Source organism: Pseudomonas sp. B21-051 (assembly GCF_024748795.1).
Classification (GTDB): domain Bacteria; phylum Pseudomonadota; class Gammaproteobacteria; order Pseudomonadales; family Pseudomonadaceae; genus Aquipseudomonas; species Aquipseudomonas putida_A.
Map to the genome: position 1 here is coordinate 4,580,364 of NZ_CP087166.1, position 18,738 is coordinate 4,599,101.

General features: G+C 58.7%; 21 protein-coding genes. 5 read left to right on the forward strand and 16 right to left on the reverse strand.

Features of this window, described 5'->3' with window-relative positions; translation table 11 throughout:
• Positions 1–8: 8 nt before the first annotated feature.
• The 12 genes from tolA to LOY52_RS20650 all read right to left on the reverse strand — a co-directional run bounded on the left by tolA (position 9) and on the right by LOY52_RS20650 (position 9,405).
• Entirely contained in the window at positions 9–1,085 is a 1,077-nt protein-coding gene (tolA, locus tag LOY52_RS20595) for a cell envelope integrity protein TolA (RefSeq protein WP_041068568.1), read from the reverse strand.
• Positions 1,085–1,537, reverse strand: a complete 453-nt coding sequence (gene tolR, locus LOY52_RS20600; RefSeq protein WP_161794900.1) for a protein TolR — start codon at positions 1,535–1,537, stop codon at positions 1,085–1,087. The genes tolA and tolR overlap by 1 nt, the downstream gene beginning before the upstream one ends.
• 23 nt (positions 1,538–1,560) lie before the next feature.
• A complete protein-coding gene (tolQ, locus tag LOY52_RS20605) occupies positions 1,561–2,256 on the reverse strand; it encodes a protein TolQ (protein ID WP_007912733.1) in 696 nt (231 codons plus the stop codon).
• On the reverse strand, positions 2,246–2,713 hold the full coding sequence (gene ybgC / locus LOY52_RS20610; protein WP_027612533.1) for a tol-pal system-associated acyl-CoA thioesterase: 468 nt from the start codon (positions 2,711–2,713) through the stop codon (positions 2,246–2,248). The genes tolQ and ybgC overlap by 11 nt, the downstream gene beginning before the upstream one ends.
• A gap of 127 nt (positions 2,714–2,840) precedes the next feature.
• Positions 2,841–3,902 carry a Holliday junction branch migration DNA helicase RuvB gene (gene ruvB / locus LOY52_RS20615; RefSeq protein WP_007962024.1) on the reverse strand — a complete coding sequence of 354 codons (1,062 nt, stop codon included), beginning with the start codon at positions 3,900–3,902 and terminating at the stop codon, positions 2,841–2,843.
• Positions 3,903–4,511 (reverse strand): Holliday junction branch migration protein RuvA, encoded by a 609-nt coding sequence (gene ruvA, locus LOY52_RS20620; RefSeq protein WP_003227522.1) that lies wholly within the window; start codon positions 4,509–4,511, stop codon positions 3,903–3,905.
• 114 nt (positions 4,512–4,625) lie between these two features.
• Complete coding sequence (gene ruvC, locus LOY52_RS20625; RefSeq protein ID WP_007951206.1) at positions 4,626–5,153, reverse strand: crossover junction endodeoxyribonuclease RuvC; 528 nt, start codon at positions 5,151–5,153, stop codon at positions 4,626–4,628.
• A gap of 156 nt (positions 5,154–5,309) precedes the next feature.
• On the reverse strand, positions 5,310–6,056 hold the full coding sequence (locus LOY52_RS20630; RefSeq protein WP_003227527.1) for a YebC/PmpR family DNA-binding transcriptional regulator: 747 nt from the start codon (positions 6,054–6,056) through the stop codon (positions 5,310–5,312).
• A gap of 127 nt (positions 6,057–6,183) precedes the next feature.
• A complete protein-coding gene (aspS, locus tag LOY52_RS20635) occupies positions 6,184–7,959 on the reverse strand; it encodes an aspartate--tRNA ligase (RefSeq protein WP_003227530.1) in 1,776 nt (591 codons plus the stop codon).
• Positions 7,960–8,059: 100 nt separating this feature from the next.
• Positions 8,060–8,281 (reverse strand): FmdB family zinc ribbon protein, encoded by a 222-nt coding sequence (locus tag LOY52_RS20640; RefSeq protein WP_003227532.1) that lies wholly within the window; start codon positions 8,279–8,281, stop codon positions 8,060–8,062.
• A gap of 133 nt (positions 8,282–8,414) precedes the next feature.
• Positions 8,415–8,750 (reverse strand): ribbon-helix-helix domain-containing protein, encoded by a 336-nt coding sequence (locus LOY52_RS20645; RefSeq protein WP_258675789.1) that lies wholly within the window; start codon positions 8,748–8,750, stop codon positions 8,415–8,417.
• A 184-nt stretch (positions 8,751–8,934) separates the two neighbouring features.
• A complete protein-coding gene (locus LOY52_RS20650) occupies positions 8,935–9,405 on the reverse strand; it encodes a Dps family protein (RefSeq protein WP_007912745.1) in 471 nt (156 codons plus the stop codon).
• Between the two features lie 311 nt (positions 9,406–9,716).
• Here LOY52_RS20650 and LOY52_RS27335 point away from each other — a divergent pair, with 311 nt between their 5' ends.
• Positions 9,717–10,319, forward strand: coding sequence for a cold-shock protein (locus LOY52_RS27335; protein WP_003227539.1), 603 nt, complete (start codon positions 9,717–9,719; stop codon positions 10,317–10,319).
• 72 nt (positions 10,320–10,391) lie between these two features.
• Here the strand turns inward: LOY52_RS27335 and LOY52_RS20660 are convergent, their stop codons facing one another.
• Positions 10,392–10,598, reverse strand: coding sequence for a SlyX family protein (locus LOY52_RS20660; RefSeq protein ID WP_007962092.1), 207 nt, complete (start codon positions 10,596–10,598; stop codon positions 10,392–10,394).
• A 3-nt stretch (positions 10,599–10,601) separates the two neighbouring features.
• Positions 10,602–11,027, reverse strand: a complete 426-nt coding sequence (locus tag LOY52_RS20665; protein ID WP_027612530.1) for an HIT domain-containing protein — start codon at positions 11,025–11,027, stop codon at positions 10,602–10,604.
• 895 nt (positions 11,028–11,922) lie between these two features.
• Here LOY52_RS20665 and LOY52_RS20670 point away from each other — a divergent pair.
• Positions 11,923–13,269, forward strand: coding sequence for an OprD family porin (locus LOY52_RS20670; RefSeq protein WP_258675790.1), 1,347 nt, complete (start codon positions 11,923–11,925; stop codon positions 13,267–13,269).
• A gap of 117 nt (positions 13,270–13,386) precedes the next feature.
• On the opposite strand, the gene LOY52_RS20675 is transcribed toward LOY52_RS20670, so the two are convergent.
• On the reverse strand, positions 13,387–14,229 hold the full coding sequence (locus LOY52_RS20675) for a mechanosensitive ion channel family protein (RefSeq protein WP_007912753.1): 843 nt from the start codon (positions 14,227–14,229) through the stop codon (positions 13,387–13,389).
• Positions 14,230–14,413: 184 nt separating this feature from the next.
• Positions 14,414–14,899, reverse strand: a complete 486-nt coding sequence (locus tag LOY52_RS20680) for a YajQ family cyclic di-GMP-binding protein (protein ID WP_003227548.1) — start codon at positions 14,897–14,899, stop codon at positions 14,414–14,416.
• A gap of 140 nt (positions 14,900–15,039) precedes the next feature.
• Between LOY52_RS20680 and LOY52_RS20685 the strand changes: the two genes are divergently transcribed.
• From LOY52_RS20685 to LOY52_RS20695, 3 genes are read left to right on the forward strand one after another with little or no spacing between them, the layout of a single operon-like run.
• Positions 15,040–15,957, forward strand: a complete 918-nt coding sequence (locus LOY52_RS20685; RefSeq protein WP_258675791.1) for a putative 2-dehydropantoate 2-reductase — start codon at positions 15,040–15,042, stop codon at positions 15,955–15,957.
• 45 nt (positions 15,958–16,002) lie between these two features.
• Complete coding sequence (locus LOY52_RS20690) at positions 16,003–18,039, forward strand: ATP-binding protein (protein ID WP_258675792.1); 2,037 nt, start codon at positions 16,003–16,005, stop codon at positions 18,037–18,039.
• 3 nt (positions 18,040–18,042) lie between these two features.
• Positions 18,043–18,627: a cob(I)yrinic acid a,c-diamide adenosyltransferase gene (locus LOY52_RS20695; RefSeq protein WP_258675794.1), complete on the forward strand. Its 585-nt coding sequence runs from the start codon at positions 18,043–18,045 to the stop codon at positions 18,625–18,627.
• Positions 18,628–18,738: the final 111 nt, after the last annotated feature.

Below are 18,738 nucleotides of genomic sequence, written 5' to 3' on the forward strand. Positions count from 1 at the left end.
AAGGTTTCTCACAAGGCTAGATCCTCAGGTGTGAATGTCATCTTGAATGAACGATACGGAGCGAAATCGCTCGGCTTCATTCCCTGCATTTCTGTTAAACGTCCAATATTCTTCACTGCCGCGACTGCCGACGCATCGAACGGACCATCGCCACTGGACTTGGCCACGCTGACCGAAGTCACCGTACCGTCCGGCAACATGCCGATTTGCAGCACGACCGTCATGCCTTTGCGTGCCGAAGGAGGACGCGCCCAACCTTCCGCTGCCCGCGCACGAATCAGGTCATCGAAACTGCCCGCGACTTCGTCACCCTGCTCATCGGCCAAGGCCTGCTGACGCTGTGGCGTGTCGGAAAGCAAATCTGCCAGGGCCTGAGCCTTTTTCTCTTCGGCGGATTTACGTGCCGCTTCCTGCGATTTTTTCTTCGCAGCATCGGCAGCAGCTTTCTTCTTCGCTTCGTCGGCGACTTTCTTCTTCGCCTCTTCAGCTTCAGCTTTTTTCTTGGCGTCTTCGGCGGCTTTCTTCTTCGCGTCTTCGACGATCTTCTTCTTGGCTTCTTCAGCGGCCGCTTTCTTGGCCTCTTCTTCAGCCGCCTTCTTGGCTTCTTCTTCGGCTTTCTTCTTGGCTATATCAGCCAATTGTTTCTCTTCTGCCTTCTTGGCCTCGGCTTTCTTCGCGTCGTCGGCTTTCTTGGCTTCATCAGCCTTTTTCGCCTCGTCCGCTTTCTTCGCCTCGTCGGCCTTCTTGGCTTCCTCGGCCTTTTGAGCCGCTTCTTCTTTCTTTTGTTCCGCAGCCTTCACCGCTTCCTGCTCGACCTTTTTCTGTTCCATCTGCTCGACTTCGGTCTGGCGCGCGGCGGATTTCTTCGCCTCACCCGCAATCTTCTGATTGGTCTGGGTGGTTGCCTGACTTTTCGATTTCAACTGGTACAGGGTCGCCTGGACAATCGGCTTGGCCGGCGGCAACTCGGGTGTGAAGGCAAAACTGACGAACAGCATGCCGAACACCAGCACGTGCAGGACAATCGCCAGAACACTGGGCCAGAAGTAGCTTTCCGAGGCGGACGGCTCTCGCTGTTGCTGCATCAGGGGGCCTCGGTAATCAAACCAACATTACCGACCCCGGCTTTCTGCAACCCGCCCATGGCACCCATGACGGCGCCGTAGTCGACCGACTTGTCGCCTCGGATAAAGACCTGGGTACGCTTGCCGCCTTCGGTGCCGGCGCGAATGATCTTGGTCACCGCGTCAGTCATCTGCGGCAGGGTCATTGCCCTGTCCTGCTGCTTTTCAGTATCGACTTCGCTGCCAAGGTTCCAGTAGTAGGTCTTGTCAGCCTTGATCGAAATGGTCAGCACCTGAGTGTTGTTGTCCTGCGGCAAGGCTTCGCTGGAAACCTTGGGCAGATCCACTTTCACGCCCTGATTGAGCATCGGCGCGGTCACCATGAAGATAACCAGCAGCACCAGCATCACGTCGATGTATGGCACCACGTTCATCTCGGCGACCGGCTTGCGCTTGTTTCGGGCTCGAGCGATTAAAGCCATCGGGAAATACCTGCTTATTCTTCGCTGGTGTGCACTTTGCGGTGCAGGATCGCCTGGAACTCATCGGCGAAGGTGTAGTAGCGGCTCAGCAAGGTTTCGCTGCGGGCAGAGAAACGGTTGTAAGCGATAACGGCCGGGATCGCGGCGAACAGGCCGATCGCGGTAGCGATCAGGGCTTCGGCGATACCCGGGGCCACGGTGGCCAGAGTCGCCTGCTGGGCGCTGGCCAGACCGCGGAAGGAGTTCATGATGCCCCACACGGTACCGAACAGACCGATGTACGGGCTGACCGAACCAACGGTAGCGAGGAATGGCAGGCTCTGCTCCAGCTTCTCTTCCTCACGGGAGATGGCAACGCGCATGGCCCGCGCCACACCTTCCATCACCGCTTCCGGGTCAACACCTGGCTGCTGACGCAGACGGGAGAATTCCTTGAAACCGGCACGGAAGATCTGCTCCACGCCCGAATCCGGATCCGGGTTGCTGCCGGCCTGACGGTACAGCTTGGACAGATCGATACCCGACCAGAAGCGCTCTTCGAAGCTCTCCAGGGCGCGTCGACCGGCACGCAGCAGATTGCTGCGCTGAAAGATCATGATCCATGAGGTCACCGATGCGGCCACCAGGGTCAACATTACCAACTGCACCACGATGCTGGCATTGCTGACCAGGCTCCACATGGAGGAATGGTCGACGACGTTAGCTTCCACGCTTTATCTCCTGCTTTGAGTGTGTACCCGTGCCGCCCGCGTCGGCAAAGGCCGCACGCAAGGATTCGGGCATGGCCCGGGGTTTCAAACTGTCGGTGCGCACACAGGCCACCAGAAACTGCCCTTCACAGAGCAGCACATTATCCGTGGCCCGCCTGACCTGCTGTTTAAAGCGCAGGCTGGCACGGTTCAATTCGATTACATCAGCGCTTACCAGCAGTTCGTCGTCCAGTCGCGCCGGCGCGTGATAGCGCGCTTCGCTGGAATGCACGACAAACAACAGGTCCTCCCCGGCCAGTTCCGACTGGGCAAAGCCCAGCGTCCGGAGCCGCTCGGTTCGAGCCCGTTCCATAAACTTGAGGTAATTAACGTAATACACGATGCCGCCCGCATCGGTGTCCTCGTAATAAACGCGACAACGATGTGCGAACGGCTCAAGCCCGTTTTGCGCGCGCATACTCTAGTGCTTACTCCTCAGGTTGCCAATCCGGCCAGGCAACTGTTTTTTCAGTGTTTAAGGCTTTACCGCAAAAGTACCGTCCTGTGACAGTACAAACGCTGAATAAATCGCCAAAAAATGTGTATCAATCATCCACGGCATCGAGAAACTCGTCTGCCACAGGCATTTCGCCCATTCGTGACGGAATGTTCAGACCGAAATGCAGGTACGCATGCCGCGTCACCACCCTGCCCCGTGGCGTACGCATGATGTAACCCTGTTGAATCAGGTACGGCTCCAGCACATCTTCGATGGTGTGGCGCTCTTCGCTGATCGCCGCCGCGAGGCTGTCGATACCCACCGGGCCGCCATCGAACTTCTCGATCATGGTCAGCAGCAAGCGCCGGTCCTGATGATCGAAGCCATGCTCATCGACATCCAGCAGATTCAACGCCAGATCGGCAACCGACTTGGTGATATGGCCCTTGGCCCGTACTTCGGCAAAATCGCGCACCCGACGCAGCAGTCGGTTGGCGATCCGCGGCGTGCCGCGAGCACGACGAGCGATTTCGAAAGAACCCTCCGGATCCAGTGGCAGACCGAGAATCGCCGCCGACCGACTGACAATCGTCGCCAGATCCGCCGTACTGTAGAACTCAAGACGCTGGACGATACCGAAGCGGTCACGCAACGGGTTGGTCAGCATGCCGGCACGAGTCGTGGCGCCAACGAGGGTGAACGGTGGCAGATCAAGCTTGATCGAGCGCGCTGCCGGCCCTTCACCGATCATGATGTCGAGCTGGAAGTCTTCCATCGCCGGATACAGCACTTCCTCAACGATGGGCGACAGACGATGGATTTCGTCGATGAACAACACGTCGTGCGGCTCAAGATTGGTCAGCAGTGCCGCCAGATCTCCCGGACGCTCAAGCACCGGGCCCGACGTGCTCTTGATCGACACGCCCATTTCCTGGGCAATGATGTTGGCCAGCGTGGTTTTACCCAGACCCGGCGGGCCGAAGATCAACGTGTGATCCAGCGATTCACTGCGACCACGCGCAGCCTGGATGAACAGTTCCATCTGCTCGCGCACGGTCGGCTGGCCAATGTAGTCGGCCAGACTGACCGGGCGAATGGCCCGATCCTGGACTTCTTCGCGCTCGCGCGGGCTGTGCGCGGCGGCGATCAGACGATCAGCTTCAATCACTTAAATCATTCCCTTCAGGGCGCGGCGGATCAGGTCTTCACTGCTCAAATTCTTGTCCTTGATGGCGGTAATCGCCTTGCTCGCTTCCTGCGGCTTGTAGCCCAGGGAAATCAGCGCACTGACCGCATCGTTTTCAGCGGTGTTGACCGGCGCCGGGCCGTCCGGCTGATTCGGCACCAGGGCGAACATGGCCGGCGAGGTTTCCCAGGCCTTGAAGCGATCCTTCAGTTCGACCAGCAGGCGTTCGGCGGTTTTCTTGCCGACCCCCGGGACCTTGGTCAGCGCCGAGGTGTCCTGGGATTGAACGCAGCGAATCAGTTCATCGACTTCCAGGCTCGACATCAAGGCCAGGGCCAGTTTCGGCCCGACACCATTGAGACGGATCAACTCACGAAAAAAGTCTCGCTCACGCTTGCCGGCGAAGCCATAGAGTAACTGCGCGTCTTCGCGTACGACCAAATGGGTGTGCAGCGTCAGCGGTTCACCGACCGACGGCAGACGATAAAGGGTGGTCATGGGCACTTCCAGCTCATACCCGAGGCCGTTTACATCCAGAATCAGGTGCGGCGGCTGTTTCTCAGCCAGGGTGCCGCGCAAGCGTCCAATCACGTTTCAGATCCTTGAGCGTTGGCCAGCCGTGGGCTGGCGACAGATGGAAGGCGGGAATCGGGCCGACGACCCAGGCGCGAAATCCGCATTCCGCAAAAATGATTGCTGATGCTATCAGAGACGCAGGCGCCCGCCACGACTGCGTGCGGTACCCAGGCCATGCGGCAGCAGGCTGGAACGGGTATGCGCATGACAAATCGCAATGGCCAGCGCATCCGAGGCATCGATCTGCGGTTTGCTGGTCAGCTTGAGCATGTGCATGACCATCATCTGCACCTGTTCTTTATTGGCAGCGCCGGTGCCGACCACGGCTTGTTTGACCTGGGTGGCGGTGTATTCGGCAATCTCCAGGCTTTCCTCGGCGCCAGCCACAATCGCCGCACCGCGAGCCTGCCCGAGCTTGAGCGCCGAGTCGGCGTTTTTCGCCATGAACACTTTTTCGATGCCCATGGTCACCGGGCCATAGGTCTGAATGATTTCACGCACGCCGCGATAAACGATTTGCAGCCGCTCATGCAGCTCGCCGGCGCCGGTACGGATGCAGCCCGAGGCCACATAGATGCAGCCGCCGCGTCCGGTATCGCGAACAATCCCGTAACCGGTGATGCGCGAGCCGGGGTCGATACCCAGAATTAAAGTCATAACGCCTGCAGAAATTGATGCGAAAGCTGAGGGTACATGTAGGAGCTGCCGAAGGCTGCGATCTTTTGATCTTTAAAAACACAAAGATCGCAGCCTTCGGCAGCTCCTACAGGTTAATTGTAGAGCCATCAAAAACTGCGACCTTGGTATTTTGCATCAACCGAGCTGTGCGGCCACGTCTTCCGGAATGTCTGCGTTGGAGTAGACGTTCTGTACGTCATCCAGATCCTCGAGCATGTCGATCAGCTTGAGCACCTTCTCCGCGCCTTCCAGATCCAGTTCGGCACTGGTGGTCGGCTGCATGACGATTTCTGCGTCGTCACCCTTGAACCCGGCCGCTTCCAGCGCGTTACGCACCGCGTAGAAGCTGGTGAACGAGGTGAACACGTCGATCGAGCCGTCTTCATGGCTGACCACGTCGTCGGCATCGGCTTCCAGCGCCGCTTCGGTCAGGGCGTCTTCGTCGACGCCCGGGGCGAAGCTGATCTGCCCTTTGCGTTCGAACAGGTACGCGACCGAACCGTCGGTGCCGAGGTTGCCGCCGCATTTGCTGAATGCATGGCGCACGGCAGCTGCGGTACGGTTGCGGTTGTCGGTCATGCATTCGACCATCACCGCCACGCCGCCCGGGCCGTAACCCTCGTAGGTCAGCTCTTCAACGTTGTCCGCTTCGGTCGCACCGGCGCCACGGGCGACGGCGCGATCGATGATGTCGCGGCTCATGTTCGCGCCAAGGGCCTTGTCCAGAGCCAGGCGCAGACGCGGGTTGGAACCCGGATCGCCGCCGCCCTGACGGGCCGCAACGGTCAGTTCACGGATCCACTTGGTGAAGATCTTGCCTCTCTTGGCATCCTGACGTTCTTTGCGGTGCTTGATGTTCGCCCACTTGGAATGACCTGCCATAACTCGCTCCGAATTCTCTTGAAACGTTGCCCGCCCTGCTGATGCAGCAGCCAGCAAACAAAAAATCTCGACCTGCTCTCTATAGAAAGAAAAAAGGCGCATCCGAAGATGCGCCTTCAGGCCCGTCTTACTCAGCCTTTGGCGTTTCGCGCAAACGAATATGCAGCTCGCGCAGTGCCTTGGCATCCACCACACCCGGCGCTTGCGTCATGACGTCCGCAGCACTCTGGGTTTTCGGGAAGGCGATCACTTCACGGATCGACTGGGCGCCGGTCATCAGCATCACCAGACGGTCCAGACCGAAGGCCAGACCACCGTGCGGCGGTGCACCGTACTTCAGTGCGTCGAGCAGGAAGCCGAACTTCTCTTCCTGTTCCGCTTCATTGATACCCAGCAGACGGAACACCGCTTGCTGCATTTCCTTGCGGTGGATACGGATCGAACCGCCACCCAGCTCGGTGCCGTTCAGCACCATGTCGTAGGCGCGGGACAGAGCGCCGGCCGGGTTGGCTTCCAGCTCCTCAGGGGAGCACTTCGGTGCAGTGAACGGGTGGTGCAGCGCAGAGAAGCTGCCGTCGTCATTCTCTTCGAACATCGGGAAGTCGACGACCCACATTGGCGCCCACTTGCAGGTCAGCAGGTCGAGGTCGTGACCGAGTTTGATACGCAGCGCGCCCAGGGCTTCGCTGACGATCTTGGCCTTGTCGGCGCCGAAGAACACGATGTCGCCGTCAACCGCGCCGACGCGATCAAGGATCACGTTGAGGTTGGCTTCAGGGATGTTTTTCACGATCGGCGATTGCAGACCTTCAACACCGGCAGCGCGCTCGTTGACCTTGATGTACGCCAGGCCCTTGGCACCATAGATGCCGACGAACTTGGTGTAGTCGTCGATCTGCTTGCGCGGCATGCTCGCCCCGCCTGGAACGCGCAGTGCAGCGATACGGCATTTCGGATCGTTGGCCGGGCCGCTGAACACCTTGAATTCGACTTCTTTGAGTTGATCGGCAACGTCAACCAGTTCCAGCGGGTTACGCAGGTCCGGCTTGTCGGAACCGTAACGACGCATGGCTTCTTCAAAGGTCATGTGCGGGAATTCACCGAATTCCAGATCCAGCACTTCCTTGAACAGGTTGCGGATCATGCCTTCGGTCAGGCCCATGATGTCTTTTTCGTCGAGGAAGCTGGTCTCGATGTCGATCTGAGTGAACTCAGGTTGACGGTCGGCACGCAGGTCTTCGTCGCGGAAGCATTTGGCGATCTGGTAGTAACGGTCGAAACCGGCAACCATCAGCAGTTGCTTGAACAGCTGAGGCGATTGCGGCAGGGCGAAGAACGAACCGGCGTGAGTACGGCTCGGCACCAGGTAGTCGCGAGCGCCTTCCGGGGTAGCACGGGTGAGGATCGGCGTTTCGACGTCGAGGAAGCCGTTCTCGTCGAGGAAGCGACGGATGCTGGTGGTCATGCGCGAACGCAGACGCAGCTTCTCGGCCATTTCCGGACGACGCAGGTCAAGGAAGCGATAGCGCAGGCGGGTTTCTTCGCCGACGTCGGAGTATTCGTTGAGCGGGAACGGCGGGGTTTCCGACTCGTTCAGCACTTCCAGCTCGTAGCCCAGCACTTCGATCATGCCCGACGCCATGTTGGCGTTGGTCGCACCGGCCGGACGCAGACGCACCTTGCCGGTGATCTTCACGACGTATTCGCTGCGCACGCGATCGGCGGCGGCGAAGCTCTCGGCGCGATCCGGATCGAACACCACCTGAGCCAGACCATCACGATCACGGATATCGAGGAAAATCACCCCGCCGTGGTCGCGACGACGGTGAACCCATCCGCAAAGGGTAATTTCCTGGCCTTCCAGGCTTTCGTTCAGTTGGCCGCAATAATGGCTGCGCATCATGGTAGTGGTTTCGCTTCTCGTAATTCGAAATTCGGTGGAGATCCCGTCGCACTCAAGCACTGCGGAATCTCACGCGTGTCGTTCGACCTGGGCCTGAACCCTAGTCAGATTTGTCGCCACCGGCCAGATTCTTCTTGGCTCCGGTCTTGAAATCGGTTTCGTACCAACCGCTGCCGCTGAGGCGAAAACCCGGCATGGACAGCTGTTTCTTGAGCTCTGGCGCCTGACAGGCAGGGCAGTCGACCAGCGGTGCCTCGCTGATCTTTTGAATGGCTTCCAACTGATGACCACAGGAAGCACATTGATAATCGTACATCGGCATGGGGGTGTCTCGGCGATCAGATTGCCACCGCGCGCAGGGCTTTGCGGCGAAAGAGCGGGATTATATCCATTAAATGCGGGCTGTGCAGCCGTAAGACTGCACAGCCCGCCACGTCATTTCAAGTATTGGTCGTTCAGGGCATGACGGCCGCCGGGGTATCGCGCAGGCCATTCATCACACACACCACCCGTACCAGACCGCTGAAGTTTTTCACCCCGCCATGACGCAGGTGCACCTGGCGGTCCACATGGGACAGCAGCGTACTGACCGAGCAGCCATTGTGCCCAGCCATGTCACCGAGAATGTTCCAGTAAACCTGCTCGAGCCTCAAACACGTGGCAAACCCGTTCAACCGCACTGACCTGGCCAGCGGCCGGATCAGCTCAAAATCGAAATCGCGGACAAACGGATCGACCTTCATACCCTGCTGCGAAGCGCCATGTTCGCTTTGCCTGTCTGCACCCACCATATCGCTGACACTCCTTTGTCATCGCTGCTTTTATAAAGACAACATCCTGTGCCTTCATAAAAACGCAGACGCAGAGCCAGCGCCAGATGACTAGTTGCCCAGCAACGTAGGATAAGCCGACATGTTCAGTAAGATTTGAAACAGCACGCGGACATCCACCACCGGATATCCGCGCACCGGACTATCAGGCCTCGAGCAACGCGCGCAGCATCCAAGCAGTCTTCTCGTGTACTTGCATGCGCTGGGTCAACAGGTCGGCCGTCGGCTCGTCACTGACTTTGTCCAACAACGGGAAGATGCCGCGAGCGGTGCGCGTGACCGCTTCCTGGCCGTCGACCAACTGCTTGATCATGTCCTCGGCACTTGGCACGCCGACTTCTTCTTTAATAGAGGAGAGACGTGCGTAAGTCGCGTAGGCACCCGGTGCCGGGAAACCCAGAGCGCGGATGCGCTCGGCGATCAGATCCACCGCCAGCGCCAGCTCGTTGTATTGCTCTTCGAACATCAGATGCAGGGTCCGGAACATGGGACCTGTGACGTTCCAATGGAAGTTATGGGTTTTCAGATACAGCACGTAGGTGTCCGACAGCAGCCGCGACAGCCCCTCGACGATGGACTTGCGGTCTTCTTCACTGATACCGATATCGATTGCCATGTTTACCCCCTAAGGCGATTGAATTCATCCAACAGGTGCAGACCCCACTCTAGCAAGGCAACCGCCACCACGCAGCCGGCAATCTTCACTCGCCGTGCGACAAATCGACCGGGCCGGTGCCGCTGGCCGGGGTAATTTGAGTAGCTGCAGGCTTTGCTGTTAAATAGGCAGTGTGTCGCTACGCCCCATATTTCGGGGGTGTCGCGCATAGGCTGATGCCGGGCACGTGTCCAACGCCTCTTTATTGTTCCGAAGCGAACCGTGCGCCTTCAGCTCTTCCTTGTGAGCCGTCATAACGTGAGCCAATCAAAATGTTGAAAATCGTCCACCTGCTAATGGGCGCAGCGGCCTTGCTGCTGTCGTTCATACCTAGCTTGAAATCCGAAGCCGTTCCTTACCTGCAACAACCCGATGCACTTTACCTGGCCTTTTTCGGCCTGTTGAACCTGGTCATCGCTCCAGTGATTCCTTACTGGAACAAAGGCCCGCGCCAGCATCTGCAAAATCTGGTCAGCGCTCTTCTCGTGCTGACTGTCGTCCTGCAAACCCTGACCCTGATCGCACCGATGCCTGTCATCGCCGGTCAACCGGCCGTGCTGTTCAGCCTGGTGATCGCCCTGGTTGCCGTGGTTGTGCATCTGGCGGTGAGCTTCTACAAATCTTCACCGGCTGCCGCACCTGTCAGCTATGACATGAGCAACCGCGATACCGGCACCGTCAAATGGTTCAACACCTCCAAAGGCTTCGGCTTCATCTCCCGGGATTCCGGCGATGATATTTTCGTGCACTTTCGTGCAATCCGTGGCGAAGGCCACCGCGTACTGGTCGAAGGCCAGCGTGTGGAGTTCTCGGTGATGAACCGGGACAAAGGCCTGCAAGCCGAGGACGTGATCGCCGCCCTGCCGCGTCGCTGATCCAAGGCAATAAAAAACCGCGAGCAGCCAGGCTGATCGCGGTTTTTTTACGCCTGCACAAACGTGTTGGCATCAGTAATGCGGCGGTGGCGCCTCTTCCTCGAAAGAATCGAACTGCCCGACCATCTCCTCCTGACGCTTGAGCAACGCCGCCATCTGCAGTTGCAGGCGCTCGATCACCCGCTGCTGCGCCACCAGTTCGTCGTTCAACGCCTGAATGGTGTCATCCTGAAAAGCCAGACGGCTTTCCAGATCGGTGACGCGTTCTTCAAGGTTCATGGTTCAACCCTCCAGAAACGTGAAGTGTTCGGTCAGCACCAGACGCAGCCGCTCACGAATGCTCGCGACCTGCTCGGCGCTGTAGGGTTTGGCCGGGTGTTTACCCCAGACCGGCGCCGGCCATGCCGCGTCGTCACGCTTGCGCACGATCACATGCATATGCAACTGGCTGACAACGTTGCCCAGCGTCGCGACGTTCAGCTTGTCGGCATCGAACAAGTCCTTGAGCAACTCGGCCAGCGCCGTGGTTTCCTGCCACAACTGCTGCTGGTCGGCGACATCCAACTGAAACAACTCGCTGATATCGTCGCGACGAGGCACCAGGATGAACCACGGGTAATTGGCATCGTTGGACAGCAGCAGCCGGCAGAGCGGGAAGTCGCCGATGGTCAGGGTGTCCTGTTGAAGTCGTGAATCTAAAGCAAACACTGCGTGCACTCCCGGCTGATCTACACAATTCAGCTTAGCGGCCATCCAGACAGGCATGGCGCCAAGCGACAGGCAGGCAGCATACCTGCGAATGCGCCGGGCTTCACGACGACAGTACTCGGTCCGACCACCACAGCCCCGGCAAGAGACATTTAAAAGATTTGTGCACCATCCCGGAGCCTGGACCGGCATCGAACCCTAGCAACGGCTGGAAATAGCCTTGGACACCCGGTAGCAGGCTCACCGCAAGCTGTATGAATCCGGTACAGCCTGTAATTTTTTTGCACCAAAACCGCACAGTGCGTCTACGCTCAGTGCGTCGGGCATCCGCCAAATACTCACTGACGGGGTGAACCGGTAACGTTTTTGGTTGTCATGGCCCCACGCGAACCTGACAACACGATGCAAAGGTGTGCGTCAAGCCCCTGATACAAAAGGGCTTGAACCCCCGTTTTTATGAGGTTTTTACGGCTACAGGCGGGTGTTCAGAAAAATAAACGCGGCAACCCTGCACTTTGTGCACGCTTGTTGCATTGGGACACACATGGTCTATAAGCGCAGCACGTGAAGTGGCAGCTTGAGACCAACCAAACACGGTGGCAGGGTTGCCCCAATGGAGATTCAAGTGTTTTGCCAGGGACTCTTTTTTACCGATGCAAAAAGGCAAAAAAACAGCGATAAAGTTGTCAGCCCGGCTGCATGGGTACTGTGAATTTGCGACATCAACCCAGCTGTTTGCGACGTCGTCGTAAAGATCATGAAAGGTTGTATGAGCAAGTATCGCCAACATTGTCGGCGTGATATAAGTTTGCGCCGACACAAAAAGAAAGAGCCGCCCAGATAATAAAACAGGTGGGACGGCAGTACTCTTCTAAAACCAAAGGAGCAAATCACGATGCGCGTGATGAAGTGGAGCACAATCGCACTGGCAGTTGCAGCAGCAGCCAGTACTCAGTTGGCTACGGCCGCCCCGTTTGTTAGTGACCAGGCAGAAGCCAAAGGTTTCGTTGAAGACGCAAAACTCACCGAAACGTTGAAGAACTACTACTTCAACCGCGACCGGAAAAACGAAGCCAACGATCAAATAGACTGGACACAGGGTTTCCTGGGCAACTTCAGCTCTGGCTACACCCAAGGTACTGTCGGTGTTGGTGTTGATGCATTCGGTTACCTGGGCATCAAACTGGATGGCGGCGATGGCACCGCCGGTTCGGGCAACACCAGCGTCGACTCCCAGGGCCGCGTCCAGAACAACATGGGCAAAGCCGGTGCAGCAATCAAGGCACGCATCTCCAAAACCGAGCTGAAATTCGGTGAGTTCCAGCCAAGCACCTCTCCAGTATTCGCTGTTGGCGGCTCGCGTCTGATTCCTCAGACCGCTACCGGCTTCCAACTGCAGAGCAGCGAAGTCCAGAACCTGGACCTGGAAGCAGGTCACTTCTACTCGGCCTCCAGCCAGGACGAGATGAACAGCGACGGCGAACTGCACTCGCAATACTCCAGCACCACCAGTAACCCTGTTACCGGCAAGACCATGGACTTCGCCGGCGGCAAGTACGGCATCACCGACAACCTGAGCGTGTCGCTCTACGGTTCGAAGTTCAAGGACATCTGGAACCAGTACTACTCCAACGTGAACCTCACCACCCCGATCAGTGGTGATACTTCGCTGAACACCGACTTCAACATCTACCGCACCACCGACACTGGTAAGTCCAATGCCGGCGACATCAACAACACCACGTTCTCCCTGGCGACTGCGCTCTCGTTCCTGAAAGCTCATACCGTTACCCTGGCCTTCCAGAAGGTTCACGGTGATACGCCATTCGACTACGTCGGTGTGGGTGACAACAACCGCGGTGGCGATTCGATCTTCCTGGCCAACTCCATCCAGTACTCCGACTTCAACGGTCCGAACGAGAAGTCTGCACAGGTTCGTTACGACCTGAAAATGGCCGAGTACGGCGTACCGGGTCTGAGCTTCATGGCACGCTATGTTAAAGGCTGGGATATCGACGGCGACAAAATGGCGATTGACAGCCCATACCGTTCGTACGGTTACGGTGAAGATGGCAAACATCACGAAACCAACCTTGAAGCCAAGTACGTAGTTCAGACCGGCCCAGCCAAAGATCTGTCCTTCCGTATCCGTCAGGCATGGCACCGTGGCAACACCGACCAGGCTGAAGGCAATATCAACGAGTTCCGTCTGATCACCGAGTACCCACTGAACATCCTGTAATTGTCAGTGGTTAGTTTGGAAGCATAAAAAAAGGCCCATCTTCGATGGGCCTTTTTTATTGCCTGTCACTTGTAATAAATGCCTGACCAACAAGTCAGGCATTTAATTAGCAACCTATCATTGTGTTGCCGATTCCTGAACCACACGAATCACACGCTGTGGAAACGGAATATCAATACCGGCAGTCTTTAAACGATCACGCGACTGTTCGTTAAACATGAACATCACATCCCAGTAGTCTGCAGTTTTAACCCAGACGCGCAGGGAAACAGTGATCGAACTGTCACCCAACGTCGAAATGACCGCTTGTGGCGCAGGGTCCTGCAACACACGCTCGTCCTTGGCCAGATCCAGCAGCACCTGACGGGCTTTCTGCAGATCCGCTTCGTAATCCACACCCACGTCGAACACCACTTTGCGGGTTGGCTGACGGTTGGTGTTGGTGATGATGCCGTTCGACAGATTGCCGTTCGGAACGATGATGGTCTTGTTGTCACCGGTACGCAGCACGGTGTGGAAAATCTGGATGCTGTCGACCGTACCCGCCACGCCTTGCGCTTCGATCCAGTCACCGATACGGAACGGACGGAACAGCAGAATCAACACGCCGCCGGCGAAATTCGCCAGGCTACCTTGCAATGCCAGACCGATCGCCAGACCGGCCGCACCGATCGCGGCCACGAACGAGGTGGTTTCCACGCCGATCATCGAGGCCACACTGACAATCAGCAACACCTTGAGGATGATGTTCGCCAGGCTGCTGATGAAGCCTTGCAGCGCCAGGTCGGCATTGCGCAGGGCCAGCAGGCCACCAAGCTTTTGCGTGACCTTGTTGATCAGCCACCAGCCGATGGCCAGGGTAATCACCGCCAGCAGCACGCGGCTGCCGTATTCCATGATCATCGGAATCCACGCCTGGGACGCCTTGACCAGGTTGTCTACCTCAGCATTCAAATCCATCATCCATCTCCTGATTTCCGGCCATTCGGCACGCGAAAGATAAGCGGCAGAAATCCGCCGGGGTGCACATAAATCAAATGTGGGAGCGAGCCTGCTCGCGAAGGCGGTGTGTCATTCAGCAAGGAGGTTGACTGACACGCCACCTTCGCGAGCAGGCTCGCTCCCACAAATCTTCTGACCGGACTTAGTCGCGGAAGTTGTTGAACTGCAGTGGCATGCCGAATTCCTTGGCGCGCAGGGCCGCGATGGCTTCCTGCAGGTCATCACGCTTCTTGCCGGTCACACGCACCTGCTCGCCCTGAATGGCGGCCTGCACCTTGAGCTTGGCGTCCTTGATGTGCGCGACGATTTTCTTCGCCAGCTCCTTGTCGATGCCTTCCTTGAGGATCGCGTCCTGCTTCATCAGCTTGCCCGAGGCGTAAGCGTCTTTGACTTCAAGGCACTGCACATCGATCTTGCGCTTGGTCAGGGCCAGCTTCAGGATCTCGATCATCGCTTCCAGCTGGAACCCGGCTTCAGCGGTCAGGTTGACGGTCAGGTCCTTTTCCTTGAACTCGAAGCTGCCCTTGCCTTTCAGGTCATAGCGACGATCGAGTTCCTTCACGGCGTTCTCGACCGCGTTGGTCAGCTCGTGTTTGTCCAGTTCGGATACCACGTCGAACGACGGCATGTAATCTCTCCAATAAAAAGGCGCGCTCGATGAGGATGGAGCGCGCTTGGCTTGCGGTTAAAATCCGGCTCATTATAACGGGTCTTTTCCCACCGATACGGCGAGCCTTGCATGCCAGTACCTTACCGAGTGAAAAACTGATGTCCACCCCCTGGCACGTTCTCGGCGCCGGCAGCCTCGGCACCCTCTGGGCCACGCGTCTGGCGCGGGCCGGGCTGCCGGTGCGGCTGATCGTGCGGGATGCCGAGCGCTTGCGCAGATATCAGGTGGCCGGCGGCCTGACGCTGGTCGAACACGGCGCAGCCACTACCTATGCCGTCCCCGCGCAAACGGCGGACGACCCGGAGCCGATCCGCCGCCTGCTGGTCGCCTGCAAGGCCTATGACGCCGAAAGCGCCGTCGCCCGCCTCGCCCCGCGCCTGAGCGCAGATGCCGAGCTGATCCTGCTGCAGAACGGCCTCGGCAGTCAGGACGCCGTCGCAGCGGTGGTTCCGCAGGCACGCTGCATCAGCGCCTCCAGCACCGAAGGCGCGTTCCGCGACGGCGACTGGCGCGTGGTGTTTGCCGGCCACGGTTTCACCTGGCTGGGCGATGCCGGCCATCCGGTAGCGCCGATCTGGCTGGACGATCTCGACGCAGCAAAAATCCCCCACGAATGGAGCACCGACATCCTCACCCGGCTGTGGCGCAAACTGGCGCTCAATTGCGCGATCAATCCGCTGACCGTGCTCCATGATTGCCGTAACGGCGGGCTGGAGCAGCATCAATGCGAAGTCGCCACACTGTGTGCGGAACTTGCCGAATTGCTGGAGCGTTGCGGTCAACCGGCAGCCGCAGTCAATCTGCAACAGGAAGTCGAACGGGTGATCCACGCCACGGCGGCCAATTACTCGTCGATGTATCAGGACGTGGCCAACCAGCGCCGCACCGAAATCAGCTATCTGTTGGGCCACGCCTGCAAAGTCGCCAGCCGTCATCAGTTGAACCTGCCGCACCTCAAGCAATTGCAGCAACGGCTGGTCGGCCATCTGCGCAGCCTTGGATTGCCCAGCGACTGAGCAGCGGCTACGCTGCCCACTTGTTCCTTTGCTGCGATAAACCTGATGCCATTGCGCCAGCGCCTTGAAAACCTGCCGGTCGGCCAGAAACTGCTGGCCGCCCTGCTGGTGTTGTTGACCACCGTCCTGCTGGTCGCCAACCTGACCTTTATCAGCGCCGCCTATTACATCTCCCAGGAAAGCATGGCGCCGCAGGCCCTGCAGACCATCGGTCGGCTGATCTCCAACCCGAGCCTGGTCGCACAAGCCCTCGAGTCACCACAAAGCGCCGAACGCCTGCTCAAGGAACTCGACAGCTATTCGCCGCTGCGTGCGGCGGCGTTGTACGACGGCAAGGGTGACCGACTGGCCCAGGTGCAGCGTGGCGACAAGCTCAATCTGCCGGAACGCTATCGGCACATCGAAGCCTGGCAACTCACCGAGTTTCGCAGCAACCAGTTGATCACCCTGCCCCGCCCCGGCACCGCGCCTGGGCACTTGCTGCTGGTCGCCAGCAGTGAACTGCCGATGGCGTTCTACACTGGCACCCTGACTGCCAGTCTCGGCATCCTGATTTTCAGTGTGCTGCTGTGGCTGGTGATTGCGCGGCAGATCAAACGCCTGATCACCCGCCCGATTCATGAGCTGGAAGAGCTGTCGCGGCAGGTCACGCGCGAAGAGAACTACGCCCTGCGCGCCTCACGCGGCAACCACGATGAAATCGGCAGCCTCGCCGAGGCGTTCAACACCATGCTCTCGCGCATCGAAGCCCGCGAACAGCAACTCAAGCGCGCCCGCGATGACTCGCAGGCCGCCTACGATCAGGCCCAGGGCCTGGCCGAAGAAACCCGCCACACCAACCGCAAACTGGAACTGGAAGTCCAGGTTCGGAGCAAGATCGAAAAGAAGCTCACCGGATTCCAGAACTACCTCAACAGCATCATCGACTCCATGCCCTCGGCGCTGATCGCCCTCGACGAGCAGCTCTACGTGACCCAATGGAACCAGGAGGCCAGCGCCCTCTCCGGCACGCGCCTGGATGAAGCGCTGAACCAGCCGATCTTCCTCGCCTTCGAACCGCTCAAGCCGTTTCTGCCGCAACTCAAGCAGACCGTGGAAGAGCACACGGTGGCGAAGATCGAGCGGGTGACCTGGTTCAAGGATGACGAACCCAAGCATTACGCCCTGACCTTTTACCCGCTGATGGGCGGTGCCGGGCGCGGTGTGGTGATCCGCATCGACGACATCACCCAGCGCCTGTCGCTGGAAGAAATGATGGTGCAGTCGGAAAAAATGCTCTCGGTCGGTGGCCTCGCCGCCGGCATGGCCCATGAGATCAACAATCCGCTCGGCGCGATCCTGCACAATGTGCAGAACATTCGTCGACGGCTGTCGGCGGATCTGCCGAAGAACCTCGAAACCGCTGAACAGCTCGGCATCGAACTGGACACGGTCAACCGTTACCTGCAAAGCCGCGAAGTACCGAAACTGCTCGACGGCATCCAGCAGGCCGGCGCCCGCGCGGCAAAAATCGTCACGCACATGCTCAGCTTCAGCCGGCGCAGCACCCGGCAAATGGCCCCGTGCGATCTGCCCGCGCTGATCGATCAAGCGGTGGAGATTGCCGGCAACGACTTCGATCTGGCGATCGGTTTCGACTTCAAGGGCCAGGCGATCATCCGCCAGTTCGACCCGGCGCTCGGCCCGGTGCCGGGCACCGCCAACGAACTGGAACAAGTGCTGCTCAACCTGCTGAAAAACGCCGCGCAAGCCATTCACCAACGCGAAGACGACAATGAGCCGGGGCGAATCATCCTGCGCACAAAGCTCAATCCGCCATGGGCCGAGATCCAGGTCGAGGACAATGGCATCGGCATGAGCGAGAGCGTGCGCAAACGCACCTTCGAGCCGTTCTTCACCACCAAGGAAATCGGCCAGGGCACGGGACTGGGGCTGTCGGTGTCGTACTTCATCATCACCAACAACCACAAAGGCCAGATGGAAGTGCAGTCGGCGCCCGGTCAGGGCACCTGCTTCACCCTGCGCCTGCCGCTGGCACAACCGGCAGCCATCGCCGCCGAAACCAATCAACTACCGAGGTAACCCATGGGCTTTCGCTTGTCGAAGATCTACACCCGCACCGGCGACACCGGCGAAACCGGCCTGGGCGATGGCCGCCGCGTCCCCAAGGATCACCCGCGGATCGAAGCCATTGGTGAAGTCGATACGCTGAACAGTCAGGTCGGCGTGCTGCTGGCCGGGTTGATCGCCGAACGTGAGGCATTCCCGGGTTTGAATGAACTGATCGACGTGCTCGCGCCTTGCCAGCATCGTCTGTTTGACCTCGGCGGTGAGCTGGCGATGCCGGAATATCAGGCGCTGAACACGGCAGAAATCGAGCGCCTGGAAGCGGCGATTGATGTATGGAACGAGGAATTGGGGCCGCTGGAGAATTTCATTCTGCCCGGTGGGTCGATGCTGATTGCCCAGGCCCATGTGTGCCGCAGTCTGGCGCGCAGTGCCGAGCGCCGTTGTCAGCACTTGAACGCGATCGAGCCGTTGGCCGGCGTTGGTTTGGCGTATATCAATCGGTTGTCGGATCTGTTGTTCGTGGCCGCAAGGTTGATTGCGCGGCGGCAGGGGATTGCGGAGATTTTGTGGCAGCCTGCTGCGAAGCCTGCAGAAATCTAGCGCCTGAACGGCGCCTTCGCGAGCAGGCTCGCTCCCACAGTTGATTGGGTTCATCCAGTTGGAATGCAGTCAGATGTGGGAGCGAGCCTGCTCGCGAAGAGGCCAGCAGCC

Bases quoted from the DNA above. Each gene is read 5' to 3' on its own strand.
- tolA (WP_041068568.1), bottom strand. From the start codon at position 1,085: ATGCAGCAACAGCGAGAGCCGTCCGCCTCGGAAAGCTACTTCTGGCCC.
- ybgC (WP_027612533.1), bottom strand. From the start codon at position 2,713: ATGCGCGCGCAAAACGGGCTTGAGCCGTTCGCACATCGTTGTCGCGTT.
- ruvC (WP_007951206.1), bottom strand. From the start codon at position 5,153: ATGACTTTAATTCTGGGTATCGACCCCGGCTCGCGCATCACCGGTTAC.
- LOY52_RS20630 (WP_003227527.1), bottom strand. From the start codon at position 6,056: ATGGCAGGTCATTCCAAGTGGGCGAACATCAAGCACCGCAAAGAACGT.
- aspS (WP_003227530.1), bottom strand. From the start codon at position 7,959: ATGATGCGCAGCCATTATTGCGGCCAACTGAACGAAAGCCTGGAAGGC.
- LOY52_RS20640 (WP_003227532.1), bottom strand. From the start codon at position 8,281: ATGCCGATGTACGATTATCAATGTGCTTCCTGTGGTCATCAGTTGGAA.
- LOY52_RS20645 (WP_258675789.1), bottom strand. From the start codon at position 8,750: ATGGTGGGTGCAGACAGGCAAAGCGAACATGGCGCTTCGCAGCAGGGT.
- LOY52_RS20650 (WP_007912745.1), bottom strand. From the start codon at position 9,405: ATGGCAATCGATATCGGTATCAGTGAAGAAGACCGCAAGTCCATCGTC.
- LOY52_RS27335 (WP_003227539.1), top strand. From the start codon at position 9,717: ATGTTGAAAATCGTCCACCTGCTAATGGGCGCAGCGGCCTTGCTGCTG.
- LOY52_RS20660 (WP_007962092.1), bottom strand. From the start codon at position 10,598: ATGAACCTTGAAGAACGCGTCACCGATCTGGAAAGCCGTCTGGCTTTT.
- LOY52_RS20670 (WP_258675790.1), top strand. From the start codon at position 11,923: ATGCGCGTGATGAAGTGGAGCACAATCGCACTGGCAGTTGCAGCAGCA.
- LOY52_RS20675 (WP_007912753.1), bottom strand. From the start codon at position 14,229: ATGGATTTGAATGCTGAGGTAGACAACCTGGTCAAGGCGTCCCAGGCG.
- LOY52_RS20680 (WP_003227548.1), bottom strand. From the start codon at position 14,899: ATGCCGTCGTTCGACGTGGTATCCGAACTGGACAAACACGAGCTGACC.
- LOY52_RS20685 (WP_258675791.1), top strand. From the start codon at position 15,040: ATGTCCACCCCCTGGCACGTTCTCGGCGCCGGCAGCCTCGGCACCCTC.
- LOY52_RS20690 (WP_258675792.1), top strand. From the start codon at position 16,003: ATGCCATTGCGCCAGCGCCTTGAAAACCTGCCGGTCGGCCAGAAACTG.
- LOY52_RS20695 (WP_258675794.1), top strand. From the start codon at position 18,043: ATGGGCTTTCGCTTGTCGAAGATCTACACCCGCACCGGCGACACCGGC.